Source organism: Streptomyces sp. NPDC050287, from assembly GCF_044459385.1.
Taxonomy (GTDB): Bacteria; Actinomycetota; Actinomycetes; order Streptomycetales; family Streptomycetaceae; genus Streptomyces.
In genome coordinates, this window is sequence record NZ_JBITIY010000016.1 from 93,468 (window position 1) to 111,640 (window position 18,173).

21 protein-coding genes and 1 pseudogene are annotated in these 18,173 nt (G+C 71.2%); 9 read left to right on the top strand and 13 right to left on the bottom strand.

Features of this window, described 5'->3' with window-relative positions; all coding sequences use genetic code 11:
• Nucleotides 1-13: 13 nt before the first annotated feature.
• On the bottom strand, nt 14-943 hold the full coding sequence (locus ACIBK3_RS39370) for a LysR substrate-binding domain-containing protein (RefSeq protein WP_399372766.1): 930 nt from the start codon (nt 941-943) through the stop codon (nt 14-16).
• Nucleotides 944-1,069: 126 nt separating this feature from the next.
• Between ACIBK3_RS39370 and mgrA the strand changes: the two genes are divergently transcribed.
• A complete protein-coding gene (gene mgrA / locus ACIBK3_RS39375) occupies nt 1,070-2,065 on the top strand; it encodes an L-glyceraldehyde 3-phosphate reductase (protein ID WP_399372767.1) in 996 nt (331 codons plus the stop codon).
• A 110-nt stretch (nt 2,066-2,175) separates the two neighbouring features.
• Here the strand turns inward: mgrA and ACIBK3_RS39380 are convergent, their stop codons facing one another.
• On the bottom strand, nt 2,176-2,460 hold the full coding sequence (locus ACIBK3_RS39380) for a DUF1905 domain-containing protein (RefSeq protein WP_399372891.1): 285 nt from the start codon (nt 2,458-2,460) through the stop codon (nt 2,176-2,178).
• Between the two features lie 88 nt (nt 2,461-2,548).
• Nucleotides 2,549-2,932 carry a nuclear transport factor 2 family protein gene (locus ACIBK3_RS39385; protein ID WP_399372769.1) on the bottom strand — a complete coding sequence of 128 codons (384 nt, stop codon included), beginning with the start codon at nt 2,930-2,932 and terminating at the stop codon, nt 2,549-2,551.
• 356 nt (nt 2,933-3,288) lie between these two features.
• Here ACIBK3_RS39385 and ACIBK3_RS39390 point away from each other — a divergent pair, with 356 nt between their 5' ends.
• Nucleotides 3,289-3,699 carry a hypothetical protein gene (locus tag ACIBK3_RS39390; RefSeq protein WP_399372772.1) on the top strand — a complete coding sequence of 137 codons (411 nt, stop codon included), beginning with the start codon at nt 3,289-3,291 and terminating at the stop codon, nt 3,697-3,699.
• Nucleotides 3,700-4,205: 506 nt separating this feature from the next.
• Nucleotides 4,206-4,661 (top strand): ATP-binding protein, encoded by a 456-nt coding sequence (locus ACIBK3_RS39395; protein WP_399372774.1) that lies wholly within the window; start codon nt 4,206-4,208, stop codon nt 4,659-4,661.
• Between the two features lie 147 nt (nt 4,662-4,808).
• On the opposite strand, the gene ACIBK3_RS39400 is transcribed toward ACIBK3_RS39395, so the two are convergent.
• Nucleotides 4,809-5,699 (bottom strand): RNA polymerase sigma factor SigF, encoded by an 891-nt coding sequence (locus ACIBK3_RS39400; protein ID WP_399372775.1) that lies wholly within the window; start codon nt 5,697-5,699, stop codon nt 4,809-4,811.
• A 318-nt stretch (nt 5,700-6,017) separates the two neighbouring features.
• Here ACIBK3_RS39400 and ACIBK3_RS39405 point away from each other — a divergent pair, with 318 nt between their 5' ends.
• On the top strand, nt 6,018-6,467 hold the full coding sequence (locus tag ACIBK3_RS39405) for a helix-turn-helix domain-containing protein (RefSeq protein ID WP_399372778.1): 450 nt from the start codon (nt 6,018-6,020) through the stop codon (nt 6,465-6,467).
• 17 nt (nt 6,468-6,484) lie between these two features.
• Here ACIBK3_RS39405 and ACIBK3_RS39410 read toward each other — a convergent pair whose 3' ends face one another.
• The 4 genes and pseudogenes from ACIBK3_RS39410 to ACIBK3_RS39425 form a co-directional block, all read right to left on the bottom strand.
• A complete protein-coding gene (locus ACIBK3_RS39410) occupies nt 6,485-7,087 on the bottom strand; it encodes a ClpP family protease (protein ID WP_399372779.1) in 603 nt (200 codons plus the stop codon).
• A gap of 1 nt (nt 7,088) precedes the next feature.
• A complete protein-coding gene (locus tag ACIBK3_RS39415; protein WP_399372892.1) occupies nt 7,089-7,742 on the bottom strand; it encodes an ATP-dependent Clp protease proteolytic subunit in 654 nt (217 codons plus the stop codon).
• Nucleotides 7,743-7,862: 120 nt separating this feature from the next.
• Nucleotides 7,863-8,180 (bottom strand): annotated as a pseudogene (locus ACIBK3_RS39420) (epoxide hydrolase); the annotation flags it as partial.
• Entirely contained in the window at nt 8,144-8,278 is a 135-nt protein-coding gene (locus ACIBK3_RS39425; protein WP_399372780.1) for a hypothetical protein, read from the bottom strand. The gene ACIBK3_RS39425 and the pseudogene ACIBK3_RS39420, both read right to left, overlap by 37 nt.
• A gap of 122 nt (nt 8,279-8,400) precedes the next feature.
• Here ACIBK3_RS39425 and ACIBK3_RS39430 point away from each other — a divergent pair, with 122 nt between their 5' ends.
• Nucleotides 8,401-8,883 carry a VOC family protein gene (locus tag ACIBK3_RS39430; RefSeq protein WP_399372782.1) on the top strand — a complete coding sequence of 161 codons (483 nt, stop codon included), beginning with the start codon at nt 8,401-8,403 and terminating at the stop codon, nt 8,881-8,883.
• Between the two features lie 163 nt (nt 8,884-9,046).
• Here the strand turns inward: ACIBK3_RS39430 and ACIBK3_RS39435 are convergent, their stop codons facing one another.
• Both ACIBK3_RS39435 and ACIBK3_RS39440 read right to left on the bottom strand, forming a co-directional pair.
• Nucleotides 9,047-9,970 (bottom strand): SGNH/GDSL hydrolase family protein, encoded by a 924-nt coding sequence (locus ACIBK3_RS39435; RefSeq protein WP_399372783.1) that lies wholly within the window; start codon nt 9,968-9,970, stop codon nt 9,047-9,049.
• 242 nt (nt 9,971-10,212) lie between these two features.
• Nucleotides 10,213-11,220, bottom strand: a complete 1,008-nt coding sequence (locus ACIBK3_RS39440) for a zinc-binding alcohol dehydrogenase family protein (RefSeq protein WP_399372894.1) — start codon at nt 11,218-11,220, stop codon at nt 10,213-10,215.
• A gap of 149 nt (nt 11,221-11,369) precedes the next feature.
• Here ACIBK3_RS39440 and ACIBK3_RS39445 point away from each other — a divergent pair, with 149 nt between their 5' ends.
• On the top strand, nt 11,370-12,170 hold the full coding sequence (locus tag ACIBK3_RS39445; RefSeq protein WP_399372784.1) for a VOC family protein: 801 nt from the start codon (nt 11,370-11,372) through the stop codon (nt 12,168-12,170).
• A 31-nt stretch (nt 12,171-12,201) separates the two neighbouring features.
• Nucleotides 12,202-12,906, top strand: a complete 705-nt coding sequence (locus tag ACIBK3_RS39450; protein ID WP_399372785.1) for a ribonuclease H — start codon at nt 12,202-12,204, stop codon at nt 12,904-12,906.
• A 13-nt stretch (nt 12,907-12,919) separates the two neighbouring features.
• Here ACIBK3_RS39450 and ACIBK3_RS39455 read toward each other — a convergent pair whose 3' ends face one another.
• On the bottom strand, nt 12,920-13,372 hold the full coding sequence (locus ACIBK3_RS39455) for an SRPBCC family protein (protein ID WP_399372787.1): 453 nt from the start codon (nt 13,370-13,372) through the stop codon (nt 12,920-12,922).
• 206 nt (nt 13,373-13,578) lie between these two features.
• Between ACIBK3_RS39455 and ACIBK3_RS39460 the strand changes: the two genes are divergently transcribed.
• Nucleotides 13,579-14,799: an FAD-dependent monooxygenase gene (locus ACIBK3_RS39460; protein WP_399372789.1), complete on the top strand. Its 1,221-nt coding sequence runs from the start codon at nt 13,579-13,581 to the stop codon at nt 14,797-14,799.
• 15 nt (nt 14,800-14,814) lie between these two features.
• Here ACIBK3_RS39460 and ACIBK3_RS39465 read toward each other — a convergent pair whose 3' ends face one another.
• Nucleotides 14,815-16,539 (bottom strand): cholesterol oxidase substrate-binding domain-containing protein, encoded by a 1,725-nt coding sequence (locus tag ACIBK3_RS39465; RefSeq protein ID WP_399372790.1) that lies wholly within the window; start codon nt 16,537-16,539, stop codon nt 14,815-14,817.
• 136 nt (nt 16,540-16,675) lie between these two features.
• Between ACIBK3_RS39465 and ACIBK3_RS39470 the strand changes: the two genes are divergently transcribed.
• Entirely contained in the window at nt 16,676-17,659 is a 984-nt protein-coding gene (locus tag ACIBK3_RS39470) for an aldo/keto reductase (protein ID WP_399372792.1), read from the top strand.
• Nucleotides 17,660-17,674: 15 nt separating this feature from the next.
• Here ACIBK3_RS39470 and ACIBK3_RS39475 read toward each other — a convergent pair whose 3' ends face one another.
• Complete coding sequence (locus tag ACIBK3_RS39475; protein ID WP_399372793.1) at nt 17,675-18,022, bottom strand: hypothetical protein; 348 nt, start codon at nt 18,020-18,022, stop codon at nt 17,675-17,677.
• Nucleotides 18,023-18,173: the final 151 nt, after the last annotated feature.

Here is an 18,173-nt window from a genome sequence, read left to right on the forward strand (position 1 = left end):
GCATCCGCGGCCGTCATGCGCTCTCTGTCTGCGGAAGGGTGCCCTCTGTCTGCAGGAGGGCGCCCTCTGTTTCCAGGAGCGCCATCAGCGCCCGGGCCGCGGGGCTGGTGGCCTGTGCGGGCGGCAGCAGGGCGACGGTCTCGTACACGGTCTCGCCGGTGCCCTTGACCGGGAGGGCGGTCAGCGACTCGCGCTTGTGCTGGAAGTGCCGCGGGACGACGGCGATGCCGAGGTCCTCGTCCACCAGGTCCAGGAGGGTGTGCACGTCGTTGACCTCCAGGGCGACGCTCCGGCGGACGCCCGCGGCGGCGAAGGCGGCGTCGGTGGTCCGGCGCGGACCCCAGTCCGGATGGAAGTCGACGAAGACCTCTCCGCCCAGATCCTCAGGCGTCACGGCCGCCCCGGCGCGCGCGAGGCGGTGGCTGGGATGGCACAGGACCGTCATCGGCTCGCTGGTCAGCGGTACGGCGCGTAGCTGGTCGGTGTCCTCGTCGGCCGTCCGGACGGCGAACGCGAGGTCCAGTCGACCGGCCGCGACCTCCTCGGTGAGCGCCCCCGAGCCCGCCTGCCGCAGACAGATCTCCACGTCCGGGTGCCGGCGCCGGAACGTGGCGAGCAGCCCGGCGACGTGGACCCCGGCGATGCACTGCTCCGACCCGAGCGCGAGCATGCCACGCAGCACGCCCTGCACCGCGGCCACCGCCTCGTGGGCCGCCCGCACCTGTGCGAGGATCCGCTCCGCCTCGGTCAGCAGCGCCCGGCCGGCCGGCGTGAGCGTCACCCGGCGGGTGGTTCGCACGAACAGCGGGGTCTGCAGCTCCCGTTCCAGGGCGCGGATGGAGGCGGACAGCCCCGACTGGGAGACCAGCAGCCGTTCGGCGGCCCGGGTGAAATGCTGGTCCTCGGCGACCGCGACGAAGTGCTGGAGATGGCGGAGTTCCATGATTGAGAAGCCTATCCGCTCAATTCCATCGGATTCTTCTGTTGGACCACTGCACCCAGGTCACGAGAGAGTGGGCACGGTTCTCAGGGAACCAGGTTCCGCCGTGCCAACCCCTCTGGAGTCGCGTTGTACACCGCACACCCCGACCGCTACGCGGACATGCCCTACCGGCGCACCGGACGCAGCGGTCTGAAACTTCCCGCGCTGTCGCTCGGTCTGTGGCACAACTTCGGCCCGGCGGACCGCACGGTCGAGACGCAGCGCGCCATCCTGCGCCGTGCCTTCGACCTCGGCGTCACCCACTTCGACCTGGCCAACAACTACGGCCCGCCGCCCGGCGCCGCCGAGTCCGCGTTCGGCGAGGCGCTGAAGGCCGACTTCGCGTCCTACCGCGACGAGATGGTCGTCTCCACCAAGGCCGGCTACCTGATGTGGCCCGGCCCCTACGGCGAGTGGGGCTCGCGGAAGTACGTGCTGTCCTCGCTCGACCAGAGCCTGAAGCGGATGGGCCTGGACTACGTCGACATCTTCTACTCGCACCGCCCCGACCCGGAGACTCCCCTGGAGGAGACGATGGGCGCCCTGCACTCGGCGGTCCAGCAGGGCAAGGCGCTGTACGTCGGCATCTCCAACTACTCGGCCGAGCAGACCCGCGAGGCCGCGCGCATCCTGGGTGAGCTGGGCACCCCGCTGCTCATCCACCAGCCCCGCTACTCGATGCTCGACCGGCGCCCCGAGGACGGGGGTCTGCTGGACGCGCTGGACGAGCTCCAGGTCGGCTCCATCGTCTTCTCCCCGCTGGAGCAGGGTCTGCTGACCGGCCGCTACCTCAACGGCATCCCGGAGGACTCGCGGGCCGCGAGCGACAGCCCGTTCCTGAACTCGGACGCGGTCACCGAGGACCTGGTGGGTCGCCTGCGCGCCCTCGACGACATCGCGAAGTCCCGCGGCCAGTCCCTGGCCCAGCTGGCCCTCGCCTGGGTCCTGCGCGGCGGCCGGGTGACCTCCGCCCTGGTCGGCGCGAGCAGCCCGCAGCAGCTGGAGGACAGCGTGGGCGCCATCCGCAACCTGGACTTCGACGCGGAGGAACTGGCGCGGATCGACGCCATCGTCAAGGCGTGACCGACGGGGTGTCACGGCCCCGGGCGGCGGAGGGTGCGAGGGAGCGGGGGCGCCGGTACGAGCGCGGGCGGCCGTGACGGGGCCAGGCCTGAGGGAAGCCACGTCAGGCGTCAGCCCAGCCGTTCCTCGAGCCGCACCGTCACCGTGTCCCCCGCCTTCTTCCCGATGGCCCGGCGCACCTCGGCATTCACCGGAAGCATGTGCGTGCCGTCACCGAGGGCCATGAAGGAGCTCTGGAAGGGGTGCCCGTCGATCATCCCGCGGACCTTGACCAGGCCGCGGGTGCCGAAGAACGCCACGGAGCCGGGCCAGCGGACACACGTCCAGCTGCCCTTCTCCGGGCTTTTGCTCAGCTTGGCGGTGAATTCCGCCTCCACTTTCCCGGTCGTCGCCATGACATCCTCCGCTGCGATGGTCTCCACCTCAGGAGACTCCCGCTGAAGAGACCACCGGCAGCGCGGAAACTCATCGCCGACGTCCTGCTCAGGCTCCGGCGGGCACCCGGTCCAGGAAGCCGAGGACGGCCTTGATCCGCCCGTCCTCGGCCAGGGTGATCACATCGGAGCCGGCCACCGGTGCCGAACCGTCGGCCTCGCTCACCAGCTCCCAGGAGAAGCGCGCCGTCTCGTGGTGGCCGTCCACCGTGCCGACCTGCCGGAAGACGAAGCCGGGGAACTGCTCGTGGACCCCCGCGATCACCGCGACGAGCTGCGCGTGGCCGCCCGTGTCGGTGAGCGGGTCGGTGTAGGTGCCGTCCACGGTCCAGGCGGCGGCGACCGCCTTGGCACGTGTGCCGGCCTCCCGGGCGTTCCAGGCCTCGAAGTAGCGGGCGACGGCGTTCTCGTAACGGTCGGTGTTCGCGGGCATGGGTGATCGGCCTCCATCAAGGACGTATCTGCTGGTCGAAACCCGGATCCGCGGCTGCGGCGACCCGGTGGCTCCACCCTGCCCGCAGCGGTCCGCGGGGTCGATTACCCCTCAGGTAATGACGGCGGCGGGGCCGCCCATCACATTTCGGCCATGTCGGGCGGCGAATATGCCAGGAGACTGGCTGGAAAGACGTGGTGACAGTGTTTCAGTAGTGAACATACTCGACTGCTAGGGCACTTCACATCCAGCGAAGAGCCGATCACGCACAGCACATGAGCCGAGCACCGCACGGGAGCCGTATCGAAAGTGAGGCCTGGCCGACCAAGTCTGGCGAAGCAGCGGGGGAGTGGATCGTGCACGACGAATTCCTGTGCCATGTCACGGGGTACGGCACCTGTGACGGTCGGCGTATCGGCGTACCGCTGGGGACCTACCGTGCCCCCACCCTCGCCCTCGCCCTGTGGTGGCTGCGCGACCGTGCCTCCTGGATCGCCGACCGGCTGGACCCCCGGCCCGAGGCCGAGCACTTACCGGCGGGCGCCCTCGTCCCCGTGGCACACACCGTTCCCGACGTGCCCGCCGTGCTGCGCACCTGGTGCGCCGACCCGGCCCAACAGGAGCTGGTGGCCGACGAGTTGGCCGCCGGGCGGCTGGTGCGGATCGCCGCCTTCGACGACACCACCGAGTACGAACTGCTGGCGGAGTCCGTGGACGCCCTGCGGATGCAGCGCACCGCAGCGGCCCTCTTCACGCCCGTCGCCTGAACGCCCGTCGCCTGGCCCCCCCGTCGCATGCACTCAGTCGCCACGGCGAAGCGGACGGTCACACCGACGGCGCCGGCGGCACCCGGCGGTGCTGCGGCCCGAGGACGCCCACCGGACCCTCGTGGAACGGCCCTCCGCAGCCCACCCCGGCCTCGCCCCGCACCTCGACGCCGTGTTCGCCAAGGCCCTGTTCCAGGAACCCCGACGACCGGTACGGCTCCTGCCTCGCGTCAGTCGCCGCCGCGTACCGCCCCGGCGGGCGGCCACCCGCCGACCGAGGTCCTCCTCCTCGAACAGCGAGCCGCCGACCGGCTCCCGGACCCCACCGCCCTCGCCCGACTCCGACACCACGGGAACGGCGAAGGCGGCTCTCACCCCGGGTACGACGATCACAACCGGCCCGGCGTAAGGACCGTCACGGGGACTCGGGGACTGTGACGCGCGGCTCGGGGTACGAGCACTGGTGCAGCAGCGTCCGGCCAGTCCGGCTTCCGAGAGAGACACGCATGACCGAGCACCTGGACGGGGCAGGGATACCGACTGGTTTCGACGTGCCCGTGGAACCGCTACGGCGGGCAGCGCACTACACCGGCGAACCGGGATCCATAGCGGAGGCGCGGGCTTTCGCCGGGAGCTTCCTGGAGCAGCTCAGGACCGAGTGGTGCGCCGACGTGGACCCTCGTACCAAGGACGGGATCCTCCTGGTGGTCAGCGAACTGGTCACCAACGCGGACCGGCACAGCGACGGGCCGTACATCCTTGAGCTGGAGGGCACGGCCGGCGCGGTGGCCGTCGTGGTCTACGACAGCAGCGTCGCCCTTCCCCGGCGCTTCCCCAGGGATCCTGAGCGCATCGGCCGACACGGCCTGGAGATCGTGCACGCGCTGGCCGCGGAGATCGACTTCGAACGGGTGCCCGTCGGCAAGCGGGTTCGCGCCGTCGTGGGCCTGGGCCAGAGGTGATCTCCGCCCGCTCTTGAAGGCTCACGGTTGAGGCGTCACGGTTGCGCCTGTTCGCACCTGAGCCCGTTCACGGGTACCGCCCCGGCCGTCATGCGGCCCTCGTTCCGTGGGGACGGCACCCGCTCGTTCGCGTCCGGGTCGGATCGGTCAGGCGCAGCCCAGCTCGCCCAGCATGCCGTGGCGCAGGCGTGTGATGATCCGCTTGATCAGCCGGGACACATGCATCTGCGAGCAGCCCAGACGCTCGCCGATCTCCGCCTGGGTGGCCTCCTCCACGAACCGCATATGGAGGATCTGCCGATCGCGCTCACTCAGTTCGGCCATGAGCGGGGCGAGGGACTGGAAGTCCTCCACGAGCCGCAGCCCGTTCTCCTCCACCCCGATGAAGTCGGCGAGGACCGCCTCGCCGCCCTCCGGGCCGTCTCCGGTGAGCGCGGCGTCCAGCGAGGACGAGTTGTAGCCGTTGGAGGCGATCTGCGCCTCCACCACCTCGCTCTCGGGGATGTTCATCAACGTGGCGAGTTCGGCCACGGTCGGCTCGCGGTCCAGCCGGCTGGCGAGCTCCTCGCGGGCCTTGGCCAGCTCCACGCGCAGCTCCTGCAGCCGCCGCGGCACGTGCACGGCCCAGGTGGTGTCACGGAAGAAGCGCTTGATCTCGCCGACGATGTAGGGCAGCGCGAACGACGTGAACTCGACCTCGCGCGCCAGCTCGAATCGGTCGATGGCCTTGATCAGACCGATCATGCCGGTCTGGACGATGTCCTCCATGTCGTCGCCGCGGCCGCGGAACCGGCCGGCCGCGAAGCGCACCAGGGACATGTTCATCTCGATGAGCGTGTTGCGCGCGTACTGGTATTCGTGCGTGCCTTCTTCGAGCTGGGTCAGGCGCTGGAAAAACTGGCGGGAAAGCTCCCGCGCGTCGCGCGGCGCCACGGTCCGCGGGTCCTCGACTCCCGGCAGCGGTCCGTCACCCGTCGTCCTGGTCCCGGCGGTCTGCTTGACGACCTGTGCCTCCGACCGGATCACGGCGGTGTCCATTACCTCTCCCACGAAAGTCACGGCTCGACGTCTGCCTCTTCGGCCTTGGTTGTCTCGGGTCCTGCTCCGGGCTCGCCGCGTGCGAGTACCCGGATCGCGGTGACGTATGCACGCCGGCCGCGGAACAGCGAACCGTCCCAGGTCCTTCAACCGTGCGCCTACCCGGGGCGTGAGGGCCCATGCCCGTCCTGCGTCCGAGCGGCGGAAAAACGGCGGTCGAACCTCTCACGATGGGGGTTCTGTACCTTATGGCCGATTCCCCCGAGGGCGGAATGCCGGCACCTTGCCCTCGGGGCCAGGGAATCTAGTCTGATCAGGGTGAGCAACCAAGCGCCGAACCAAGCCCGCGTGATTCCCCTGCGCCCGCCCGCCGCGCGCCCCGGGACCGCCCGCCCAGTGTCCGAACGCCCCGCCGCCTCCCCGCCCGGCCAGTCGCCGACGGCCCCCGTCCCCCTCGACGCGGGCGCGCGGAAGGAACCCCTCTTGCGCGACCTGGTCGGCGATGTGCTGCGCCGCGAACGCCTCGCTCAGGAGCGCACGCTCAAGGACGTCGCCGACGCCGCCCGGATTTCCATGCCGTACCTCTCCGAGGTCGAGCGCGGCCGCAAGGAGGCCTCGTCGGAGGTCCTCGCGGCCGCCGCCCACGCCCTCGGCCTGGGCCTGGGAGATCTGCTGTCGCTGGCCCAGGGCGAGCTCACCCGCCAGGCGCGGGTCGGCGTCACCCGCCGTTCCACGGCCCCGTACAACGGGCTCTGCCTGGCCGCCTGACCGGACCGGCCGGCGCCTCAGACCGTCACGAGGCGCCGGCTCACCACCTCGTCCGCCAGTCCGTACGCGACCGCCTCCTCGGCGGTGAACACCTTGTCGCGGTCCATGTCCGCGCGCAGGGTGGCGATGTCGTGGTGCGTGTGCCGTGCCAGCACCTCCTCCACCTGGGAGCGGATCCGCACCATCTCCTTGGCCTGGAGCGAGAGATCGGACACCGTCCCCTGCTGTCCGCCGCTGGCCGGCTGCCCGAGCAGCACCCGAGCGTGCTCCAGCACGAACCGTCGCCCCGGGTCCCCGCCGGCCAGGAGCACGGCCGCCGTGGAGGCCGCCTGCCCGACGCAGAACGTCGTGATCGGCGACTGCACGTACGTCATCGTGTCGTAGATCGCCATCAGCGAGGTGAACGAGCCGCCGGGGGAGTTGATGTAGATCGCGATCTCGTTCTCCGGTGCGGAGGACTCCAGATGGAGGAGCTGCGCGATGACGACGTTCGCGACGCCGTCGTCGATCTCGGTGCCGAGGAAGATGATCCGCTCCGCCAGCAGCCGGCTGAACACGTCGTACGACCGCTCGCCCTGCGGGGTCTTCTCGACGACGTTCGGAATCGTGTACGTCCCCATGTCAGAGTCCCATCCGTCGCTTCGAGGCGGCCGGGCGGACATCGTCGAGCGACGCCACGACCTGGTCCACCATGCCGTACTCCCTGGCCTGCTCGGCCGTGAACCAGCGGTCACGGTCGCCGTCCCGGGAGATGGTCTCCGGGCTCTGCCCGGTGTGGTCGGCGGTGATCCGCTCGATCGTCCGCTTCAGGTTCTCCAGGTTCTCCGCCTGGATCTCGATGTCCGCGGTGGTGCCGCCGATGCCCGCCGACGGCTGGTGCATCATGATCCGCGCGTGCGGCAGCGAGTAGCGCTTGCCGGGCGCGCCGACGCTGAGCAGGAACTGGCCCATGCTCGCCGCGAAGCCCATGGCGAGCGTGGAGACGTCGTTCGGGATCAGCTGCATCGTGTCGTAGATGGCCAGGCCCGCGTGGACCGAGCCGCCCGGGCTGTTGATGTACAGGCTGATGTCGGTGCGCGGGTCCTCCGCGGACAGGATCAGCAGCTGGGAGCAGACCCGGTTCGCGGACACCTCGTCGACCTGGGTGCCCAGCAGGACGATGCGCTGGGCGAGCAGTTGGGCGGCCAGGTGGTCGTCGAACCGGGTGGGCGGGGTGTCGCCGTCCTGCGCCCGGGGCAGCAGGGCCGCCCCCGGGCCGGAGGTGAGTGGAGACAGCATCAGCACTCCTCTGTGTCGAGTCGTCGTGATCTCCACTCTGGGCCGGGACCGGGGCCGCCCGGGGAATTCCAGGCCCTCAGCAGATTCGCCACGGGCAGAGCGGTCACCCGACGGCCCCTCCCGCAGCTGACGGAAGAAGGCACACACGTCCCCCACCAACGGATCCGGCTCCTCCATGGCCGCGAAGTGGCCGCTCCGCTCGAACCCGGTCCACCGCACGATGTTCTCGGTGCGCGCCGCCTTGTGCCGAAAGGGGATCTGGAGCGCGACGGCGGTCGGCGACGCCGTGGACGGCTCGGCCGGCCGGGCTGCCCACTCGCCCTGGAGGTACGCGCGCTCGTAGTGGATCCGGGCGGCCGAACGGGCGGTCGCGGTCAGCCAGTACAGCATCACGTCGGTCATCGGCCGGTCCCGGTCCACGGCCTCCTCGGGCAACGGCGGGTGCGGTCGAGACGGTCGTACAGGTCGTCGAGGTCGCTCTGCGGGATGTCGAGGCGGAAGGGCCGGACCGTGTCCGTGGGCGAAGACGTCATGGGGCGGATGCCGGTTCGCGTCGGTGCATCGGCCACCTGGATGAATCGGCCGCCCGACCGATGAGTTCCGCGGCGAGGATCGGTCGGTACAGATGACCGCGTTCCCCACCCAGGAGGTACTCATGGCAGCCGACGGTTTCACCACATGTCTCTGGTTCGACGGCCAGGCGGAGGAGGCCGCTCACCACTACGTGTCCATCTTCAAGAACTCCAGCATCGGCGAGGTCGCCCGCTACCCCGAGGGAGCGCCCCAGCCGGCCGGCTCCGTGCTGACCGTCGAGTTCACGGCCAACGGCCACAGGTTCCTCGCGCTGAACGGCGGACCCGAGTTCAAGTTCAGCGAGGCGGTCTCCTTCATGATCCTCTGCAAGGACCAGGAGGAGATCGACTACTACTGGGCCAAGCTCACCGAGAACGGCGGCGAACCCGGCCCCTGCGGCTGGCTCAAAGACAAGTACGGAGTGTCCTGGCAGGTCGTCCCGGACCGGCTCCAGGCCATGATCACCGACCCGGACCCGGCGAAGGTGGCCCGCGTGACCAAGGCGTTCATGGCGATGAGCAAGTTCGACATCGCCGCCCTGGACAAGGCGTACGCGGGCGAGTGACCCGCCCGGACGGTCAGCGGCCACGGTCCCGGGCGACCGGGCCGTGACCGTGCGCCGTCAGCCCGCCTCGGCCCGGATTTCCCCGATCACATGACGGGAGTTCTCCGCGGATCAACGGGCCCGGTGTCGAAGGGTTTTGACCGTCGCGTTCAGCGACTGGCGATCAGGGACCGCCGACCCGTTCTCCGATCACCCGCGTGACCTCGCGGGCGATGCGCAGGATGCCGGGGGAGCGGACCGGGCACGGCCGGGGCGTGGACGTCGTGGGCGCCAGACAGAAGTGCAGGAAGTCCGTGTCGAGGTGCAGGGCGGTGCGGTCGCGGCCGGGCTCGGTGCAGTAGCCGGGGTGCTCGTGTTCGTAGGCGGTGCAGGGCAGGTACTGGACCCATGTCTGGCGGGCCCCGGCCGGGCTCACCGTCCTTCCCGCGTCGGCGACCAGGTCGCCCGAGGCCGCCGCCTGCCTCTCGTACAGGGCGTTGACGTGGCGGACCCGGTCGGGGGTGACCGGGTCCGGTCCCTGCGCCACCCACACGATCCGCGGCCGCTTCCCCGCGCCGGCCGTCGCGATCTGCTCGGCGAGCCGCTCGGCATCGGCCGCGTACCGCCTGAAGTACTTGCTCCGGGAGCCCGCGTAGGTGATCCCGTCCATGCACCAGGTGTAGCCCCACGCGTTGCCCCAGAACTGCAGGACCACGACGTCCGGGTGGAGCGAGCGGACCAGGGCCGCGGCCTTGTCCCGGTCCGGCACCAGGGAGCGCGCCCCCGTGCCCTCCAGGTAGTCGCACAGGGTGGTGCCGGAGTAGGGGGCGCTGGTGTACTTCGCGCGCAGGTCCCGCCGTAACTCCTGCCCGAGCACCCGCTGGCTCTCCATCGCCAGCGAGTCGCCGAGGTACAGCACGCTGGGTGCCTTCCCGGGGGCCCTCGGGGCGGAGCGCGCGGTGGCGGCCGGCCGGCCGTGCTCGGTGGTGGCCGAGGCGCGCGGAACGTCCGGGGACGGCGGCGGGCCCTGTGGCCCGGACGCCGGGTCCGTGCACGCGCCGAGCAGCAGCCCGCCGAGCAGCACCCACACGCTCCACACCCTGCGCATACGACTCCCGCCCCGGACACCGAAACGGTTCCCCAGGCAAGCACAGCCGGGCCGAAGGCGGAAGACGTACGACCTCCCCGGCCCCGGCGGCGGTTGGCACGCGGTCGGCGGTATCGGCAGGTACGGGCAGCCGCCGTTCCTGCAGGCGGTCGGCACGGGGTCGTCGATGTCCATGAACCGTACGTTCAGGCCCTGTTGGTAGTCCTCGGGGATGCCGCTGGTGGGGGCCGTCCGCCACCGCCTCACCCCACCTCGGGCACCAGCACCGCCGCCCCGTCGAAGCTCCCGGCCTTCAGGTCCCGCAGGGCCTCGTCGGCCCGGGACAAGGGGTACGTGCGGGTCGTGGCGCGCACGTCGTACCGGGCGGCGAGGGCGAGGAAATCGCGGCCGTCCTGCCGTGTGCTGGAGGTGACGCTGCGCAGTTGCTTCTCGTAGAAGAGCTCGCTCTCGTAGCGCAGCGGCGGAACGTCGCTGAGGTGGATACCGGCCACCGCCAGGACTCCGCCCCGGTCCAGCGCCCGCAGCGCGACCGGGACCAGCTCGCCCGCCGGAGCGAACAGGATCGCGCTGTCCAGCGGCTCGGGGGGCGGGTCGTACGCGTCCTGCGCGGAGGCGGCGCCCAGAGCGAGCGCGAGGCGCCGGGCGCCGGCCCCCCGGGTCATCACGTGCACGGTGGCGCCCTCGGCCAGCGCGACCTGCGCACACAGATGGGCGCTGCCGCCGAAGCCGTACAGACCGAGGCGGCCCCGCGCCGGAAGCGATGCCCGCCGCAGCGCGCGGTAGCCGATGATCCCGGCACACAGCAGCGGCGCCGCGGACACGTCGTCGAGGGCGTCGGGCAACCGGTACGCGAACGCGGCGGGGACGGTGGCGTACTCGGCGTATCCGCCGTCGGCGTCCCAGCCCGTGTACCGGGAGGCCGGGCAGAGGTTCTCAGCCCCGCGCAGGCAGTACGCGCAGGTGCCGTCCGTACCCCGCAGCCACGCCAACCCCACCCGGTCACCCGCCGTGAACCCGCTCACCGCCGGCCCGAGTCCCACCACCACCCCGACCACCTCGTGCCCGGGCGTCACCCCCGGCCGGCGGACCGGCAGGTCGCCCTCGGCCACGTGCAGATCGGTACGGCACACCCCGCAGGCACTCACCCGCAGCAGCAGCTCGTCGGCCCCGGGCACCGGCACCGGTTTCCGGCGGAACCGGAGGGGCTCTTCCTCGACGGGCCCCGGCCGCAGCACGGACCACGCCTGCATGGTCCCGGTGGTCATACGTCTCCCCCTTTCACCGAAGACCGGACACGTCTGTCCAGTCTGGAACGGATCGGGCCGTTCGTCGCGCGGGCCGGCGCCCGGATCGCTAGCGTGAGAAGCCGGACATTCACCGATTTGGAGAGGTCGCGGTCATGGCCGTACAACCTGAGGGAACCCCTTGTTGGGCCGATGCGATGTTCAGCGACGTCGAGGGAGCCAAGAGCTTCTACGGTGACGTCCTCGGCTGGACCTTCGGTGAGTCGTCGTCGGAGTACGGCAACTACACCCAGGCCTACGCCGACGGAAAGGCCGTCGCCGCCGTCGTACCGCCGATGCCCGGTCAGGAAGGAGCGTCGCAGTGGTGTCTGTACCTCGCGTCCCCGGACGCCGCCGCCACCGCCGGCAAGATCCGTGACAACGGCGGTGAGGTGGTGATGGAGCCGATGCAGGTCGGCGACTTCGGCACCATGTGCCTGGCACGCGACCCCAGCGGCGTCGTCTTCGGCGTGTGGCAGGCGGGCGTCCACGAGGGCTTCCAGGCGCCGCCCGAGCAGCCCGGCGCCTTCTGCTGGGCCGAGGTCTTCACCCGCGAGCCCGAGAAGTCGGACGCGTTCTTCCCGGCCGTGTTTCCCTACACCGCGAAGCAGATGCAGGACGACGCGGTCGACTTCCGCCTGTTCGAGGTCGACGGCGACATGGTGCTGGGCCGCATGAAGATGGGGGAGGAGTTTCCGCCCGAGGTGCCGCCGTACATCAACGTCTACTTCACCGTCGACAACTGCGACGACGCCGTCGCCCGCGCCACCAAGCTCGGCGGCGTCCTCCGCTTCGGCCCGCTGGACACGCCGTTCGGCCGGTTCGCCGCCCTCAGCGACCCGCAGGGCGCGAGCTTCTCGGTGATCGACGTCACGACGAAAACGGGGGACCGGCCGCAGGTCACGGACGTCCCCTGAACCGAGTCCGGACTCCCCGCGCGGCCATGGCATGATCGGGCGCATGCGTGAACGTGTTGTGGCCGCGTGTGACGGGGCTTCGAAAGGAAACCCCGGGCCGGCGGGCTGGGCCTGGGTCGTCGCCGACGCGTCGGAGTCCCCGACGCGCTGGGAGGCGGGGCCGCTCGGCAAGGCCACCAACAACGTGGCCGAACTGACCGCGCTGGAGCGGCTGTTGGCGTCGACCGACCCGGATGTGCCGCTGGAGGTCCGGATGGACTCCCAGTACGCGATGAAGGCCGTCACGACCTGGTTGCCGGGCTGGAAGCGCAACGGCTGGAAGACGTCCGCCGGCAAGCCCGTCGCCAACCAGGACCTGGTGGTGCGCATCGACGAGCTGCTCGACGGCCGCTCGGTCGAGTTCCGCTATGTGCCCGCGCACCAGGTGGACGGCGACCCGCTCAACGACTTCGCGGACCGCGCCGCGAGCCAGGCCGCCACCGTGCAGGAACCCGCGGGCAGCGACCTCGGATCGCCGGAGCCGCCGGCCGCACCGGACACGCCGGTGGCGCGCGCCCCGCGCAAACGGCCGGGCGGCGCCAAGGTGTCCGGCGGTCGCGGCGGCTCCGCACGGACCATCAAGGCGAAGTTCCCCGGCCGCTGCGTCTGTGGACGCCCGTACGCGGCCGGGGAACCCATCGCCAAGAACGATCAGGGCTGGGGCCATCCGGAGTGCCGTACGGCCGCTGCCGGATAGCCCGCGGTCACGGTCATACGACCGCGCCGCGCCATTCGCCGGTCTCCCGGCCACGCTCCTCGATGAACTTCTTGAAGCGCTCCAGGTCGCCCTTGGTCTGCCGCTTCACGAACCCCAGCTTGTCGCCGACCTTCTCGGTGACGCTGTCCGGATGGAAGTCCATCTGCAGCATCACCTTGGTGTGCTGGTCGTCGAGCCGGTGGAAGGTCACCGCACCGGCCTGCTGGGCCTCGCCTGCGATCGTGGTCCACGCGACCCGCTCGTCCGGGATCTGCTCGGTGATCTCGGCGTCGAACTCCCGGTGCACACCGTTCACATTGGTCACCCAGTGCGTGAGCGTGTCCGTGCGCTGCTCGATGCGCTCCACCCCGTTCATGAACTCGGGGAAGGTCTCGAACTGCGTCCACTGGTTGTAGGCCGTGTGCACGGGGACGCCGACCTCGATGGATTCCTCGACCTGCGACACAGGTCATCGCCTCCTTCGTCTCGTCGGGTTGTCCCGGCGCGGGTACCCGTGACCTGCGGAGCAAACCCGGAACCGGAGACCGTCCGCCGGAGGGGAAGCGCAGCGGGCGGTCCTTTGAGGACGGCGGAAGGTCGCGTACTGCGAGACCCTGGCCTGCTACTCTGCGTTGCCAATTGGACGCGTTGAGTAGTTGCTGAGGGGTGCGTGTGAAGGTCGCCTGTGTCGGTGGCGGGCCCGCCGGACTGTATCTGTCGATCCTGCTGAAGCGGCAGGACCCGTCCCACGACATCACGGTCCATGAACGTGGCCCCGAGGGCTCGACCTACGGCTGGGGTGTCACGTACTGGCGTGGCCTGCTCGACAAGCTGGCAGCGTACGACCCCGAGTCGGCCCGCGCGGTCGAGGAGCACTCGGTGCGCTGGAACCACGGCATCGCCCATGTGCGGGACAGCGTCACGCGCCACCCCGGCGACGAGGGCTTCGGTATCGGCCGGCACCGCCTGCTGGAGATTCTCGCCGGACGGGCCCGATCGCTGGGCGTACGGCTGGAGTTCGAGCACGAGATCCAGGAGATCACCGACGGGGACCTTCCCTCGGCCGACCTGATCGTGGCGGCCGACGGTGTGCACAGCGCCCTGCGCGGCGGCCGCCCCGGCCACTTCGGCGAGGAGATCAGGGCCGGCCGCAACCGCTACATCTGGCTCGGCACCACCCGGGTCTTCGACGCGTTCACCTTCGCCTTCGTCGAGACCGACCACGGCTGGATCTGGTGCTACGGCTACCCCTTCAGCCCCGAGCGCAGCACCTGCGTGGTGGAGTGCGCCCCCGAGACCTGGAGGGGACTGGGGCTGCACACGGCGAACGAGGCCGACGGGCTCGCCCTCCTGGAGAAACTCTTCGCCGACGTGCTCGACGGCCACCCTCTGATCGGCCGCTCCACCGCCCAGGGCGGCGCCCCGTGGCTGAACTTCCGCACCCTCACCAACCGCACCTGGCACCGCGACAACCTGGTCCTGCTCGGCGACGCCGCCCACACCACGCACTACTCCATCGGCGCCGGCACCACCCTCGCCCTGGAGGACGCGATCGCCCTGGCCGGCGCCCTGCGCGAGCACACCGTCCTCCCGCAGGCGCTCGCCCACTACGAGCGGGAACGCAAGCAGGCCCTGCTCTCCCTCCAGAGCGCGGCCCGCTACAGCGCCCGGTGGTACGAGAACCTGCCCCGCTACATCCACCTCCCCCCGGAGCAGATGTTCGCCCTGCTCGGCCAGCGCCACTCGCCTCTGCTCCCGTACGTCCCGCCCCAGCTGTACTACCGCATGGACAAGGCGGCCGGACAGCTGGAGGCGCTGCGCCGGTTCAAGCGCTGGCTGGGACCGAAGGTGGCGCGGACCGTGCACCAGCGGGCGCTGACGTCCCGCAAGTAGCCACGGGGGAACGGCTCACCTGAACAGACGGTCCAGGAAGGCGTTGTCGAAGACGCGGTGGGGGTCGAGCCGGTCCAGCGTCCCGGCCGCCTGTCCCCACACGGCCTCGCCGAACGAGGCGGACACCGTCGTGCCGATCACCTCGTCGTCGTCCCACACCCCCTCGTCGGTGTACGCCCAGCCCTTGGACCACTCGACCCGCGTGCGGGCGTACCCGCCGTCGTACGTCCGCAGCAGGAACCGCTCCAGCTCGCGCAGGAACCGCTCCGCGTAGGGCGTGCCGGGCAGCGTCAGCACGTCCAGCCAGACGGCCGTGTCCCACTCGGGATGCTCCGCGCTCGGCCGCAGCGCCGACAGCAGCGGGGCGCGGGCCCCGTCCAGCTCCGCGTCGGCAGGATCGTCCAGCCCGGTCACCCGGATCTCGACGCTGCCGTTGACCGGGAAACGGCCCTGGTCCGCGTACGCCGTGAGCCGCTCGCGGTAGTAGGAGGTGAACTCGGCGACCACGCGCTGCACCTGGTCGCGGGTGGTGAGCACCGCGTAGCCGTTCGCCGTGACCCTGAGCGTGGTGGGTTTGATGTAGAGCAGTGTGTTCTTGGACGGTCCCCAGATGTCGGCCGACAGCGTCGCCACGAGTCCCAGAGCGGCCGCGTCGTACTGCGCGTTGCCGAGCACCGGCGCCAGATACCAGGCCGCGTCCGACACCATCCGGCCCACCAGCTCCGCCACCGGCGTCGGGACGTTGTCGGAGAACGGGTAGTTGTACGGCGACGTCACGCGCCGCGAGGTGAGCGGCTTCGTCGGCGCCACGCTCCACACCTTCAGCCACGGGAACTCGGTGAAGGCGAACCAGATCGCCTCGACCCGGCCGGCCTCCTCCAGGTGCCTCGCGAGGGTGCGGCCGTCGCTGCCGGGCGCGGCGAACAGCTCGCCGGCCGGGATGTCCGTACGGCTCACACACCGCAGGTTGGTGTTCGCGCCCACCCGCAGGACCACCTCGGTGACCAGGGCCCGCCCGAGGTGGGTCAGCAGCGCCGCGCAGTCCGCCTCGTCGCGGCGGAAGGTGCGCAGGACGTAGGCGCCGCCGCCCTCGTCCCACACCACGGCCGTCAGCGACAGCACGAGATTGCTGAGCGAGCCGTACGTGTGCCCCGGCAGTCGCCGCTCGCCGGCGGCCGGTACGGCGGCGCCGTGGGCGTCGATCGCGAGGGCGCCGCCCAGGGTGAGGTCGCCGGGAGCGGGCGCGGCGGTGACACCGAGGCCGTGCTCCTCCAGGAAGGTGAGCAGCGCCTCCAGGGTGACGCCGGTGCCGGCGCGGACGGAGGAGCCGGACTCCAGGGTCAGGCCCGTGAGATGGGAAGCGGTGTCGACGAGGAGGACGGGCGCGTCGGACGGCGTCCCCTCCGTGACCGTCAGCGGCGACCAGCCGTGCGCGGAACCCCGGGCGCGTACCGTCCAGCCGTGCCGCCAGGCCCAGTTGACGACGGCGACGCTCTGGCCGGCGTCGGTCGGGGCGCAGGCCCACAGTCCGTCGGCGGTGATCTCGCCGACCCAGTTCCGGTACGCCGACCGGTACAGGGCGACGCCGGCCGGGAAGTCCGGGAGCTGCTGGGCGGCCTCGGCCGGATCCGCGGCCACCAGCAGGGGTACGACGGCCAGGGCGGCGGCGGAGCGGAGCAGACCGCGGCGGGTCCACGCCGGGTCGTCACGCTGGACGTTGCTTGCTGAACGATCAGTCACGGGCTCACGCTAGGCGTCCGTTGACGCGTGCATGCCCCCGAGTTGTTTCATTCACTCGTGTGAGTGAAATGCCGCGAGTGGGCGGGGCGGAGCGTCCTGTTCCGCGCGGCCAGGTGCCGGATGACAGACTGACGCCATGGAAGAGCGCACATTCGACAGGTCGCAGCAGCACGCATCCGTGGTAGGTCTCGGCACGTGGCAACTCGGCGCCGACTGGGGGGACGTCGACGACAAGGAAGCTCTGGCCGTGCTGGAGACGGCGGCCGAGTCGGGGGTCACCTTCTTCGACACGGCGGACGTGTACGGCGACGGACGCAGCGAGCAGACCATCGCCGGCTTCCTCAGCGGCCGCCCCGACCTGCATGTCCTGGTCGCGACGAAGATGGGCCGCCGCCTCGAGCAGATCCCGGGGAACTACGTCCTGGACAACTTCCGGGCCTGGAACGACCGTTCGCGGCGCAACCTCGGCGTCGACCGCATCGACCTGGTCCAGCTGCACTGCCCGCCGACGCCCGTGTACTCCACGGACGAGGTCTTCGACGCCCTCGACACCCTGGTCGAGGAGGAGCGCATCGCGGCCTACGGCGTCAGCGTGGAGACCTGCCAGGAGGCCCTGACCGCCATCGCCCGGCCGGGCGTGGCGAGCGTGCAGATCATCCTCAACCCGTTCCGTATGAAACCCCTGCGCGAGGTGCTTCCCGCGGCCCGGGAGGCCGGCGTCGGCATCATCGCCCGGGTCCCGCTCGCCTCGGGCCTGCTGTCCGGCAAGTACACCAAGGACACCGTCTTCCCGGAGAACGACCACCGTGCCTACAACCGTTACGGCGAGTCCTTCGACGTGGGCGAGACCTTCTCCGGCGTGGACTACACGACAGGCGTCGAGGCCGCGGCCGAGTTCGCCGCCCTCGCGCCCGAGGGATACACCCCCGCCCAGCTGGCGCTGCGCTGGATCATCCAGCAGCCCGGCGTGACCACCGTGATCCCCGGCGCCCGCTCGCCCGAACAGGCCCGCGCCAACGCGGACGCCGCCAGGCTGCCGGAGCTGCCCGAGGCGACGCTCACCGCGATCCGTGACCTCTACGACCGGCGGATCAAGGACCAGGTGGAGTCCCGCTGGTAGAACAGACCGGCCCGGTCAGGGCTGCAGGAGCAGCTGACGCTCCCGCTCCTGGTCGCCCGACGCGCTCCCCTGGTCGTCCGCGGAGAAGGCGCGCACCAGCGTGTCGCTCGCCTTCTCGACGGCCTCCGGCGTGCCCTGCACGGTGGCGGTGACCGGCGCCGACAGGTGGCCGACGCCGCTCTGCGGAAGCCGGGGCGGCAGCTCGGGGGTGTCGCCGCCGAATGTGGCCGTGTGGACGGTGGCGTGCTCGTCGGACGGCAGTTCGTCCGGGGCGCCGAAGACGGGCTCCAGGGTCCGTACGACGGTGAGCGCGTCGGCGGCGCTGCCGCCGCTGAGGGTGACTGTGAGTTCGGTGCCGGACATGGTCAACGGGACTCCCCTGGTGGTTGATGTCGTGAGAGGCGGGCGGGCGGGCCGGCCCCCCCCGGCCGGCCGGCCCCCCGCCGCCCGCGGTAACCGGCGGGGGGGAGGGGGAAAAACCCCCCCGTGGCCCCCCCCACATGGGGGCCCCCCG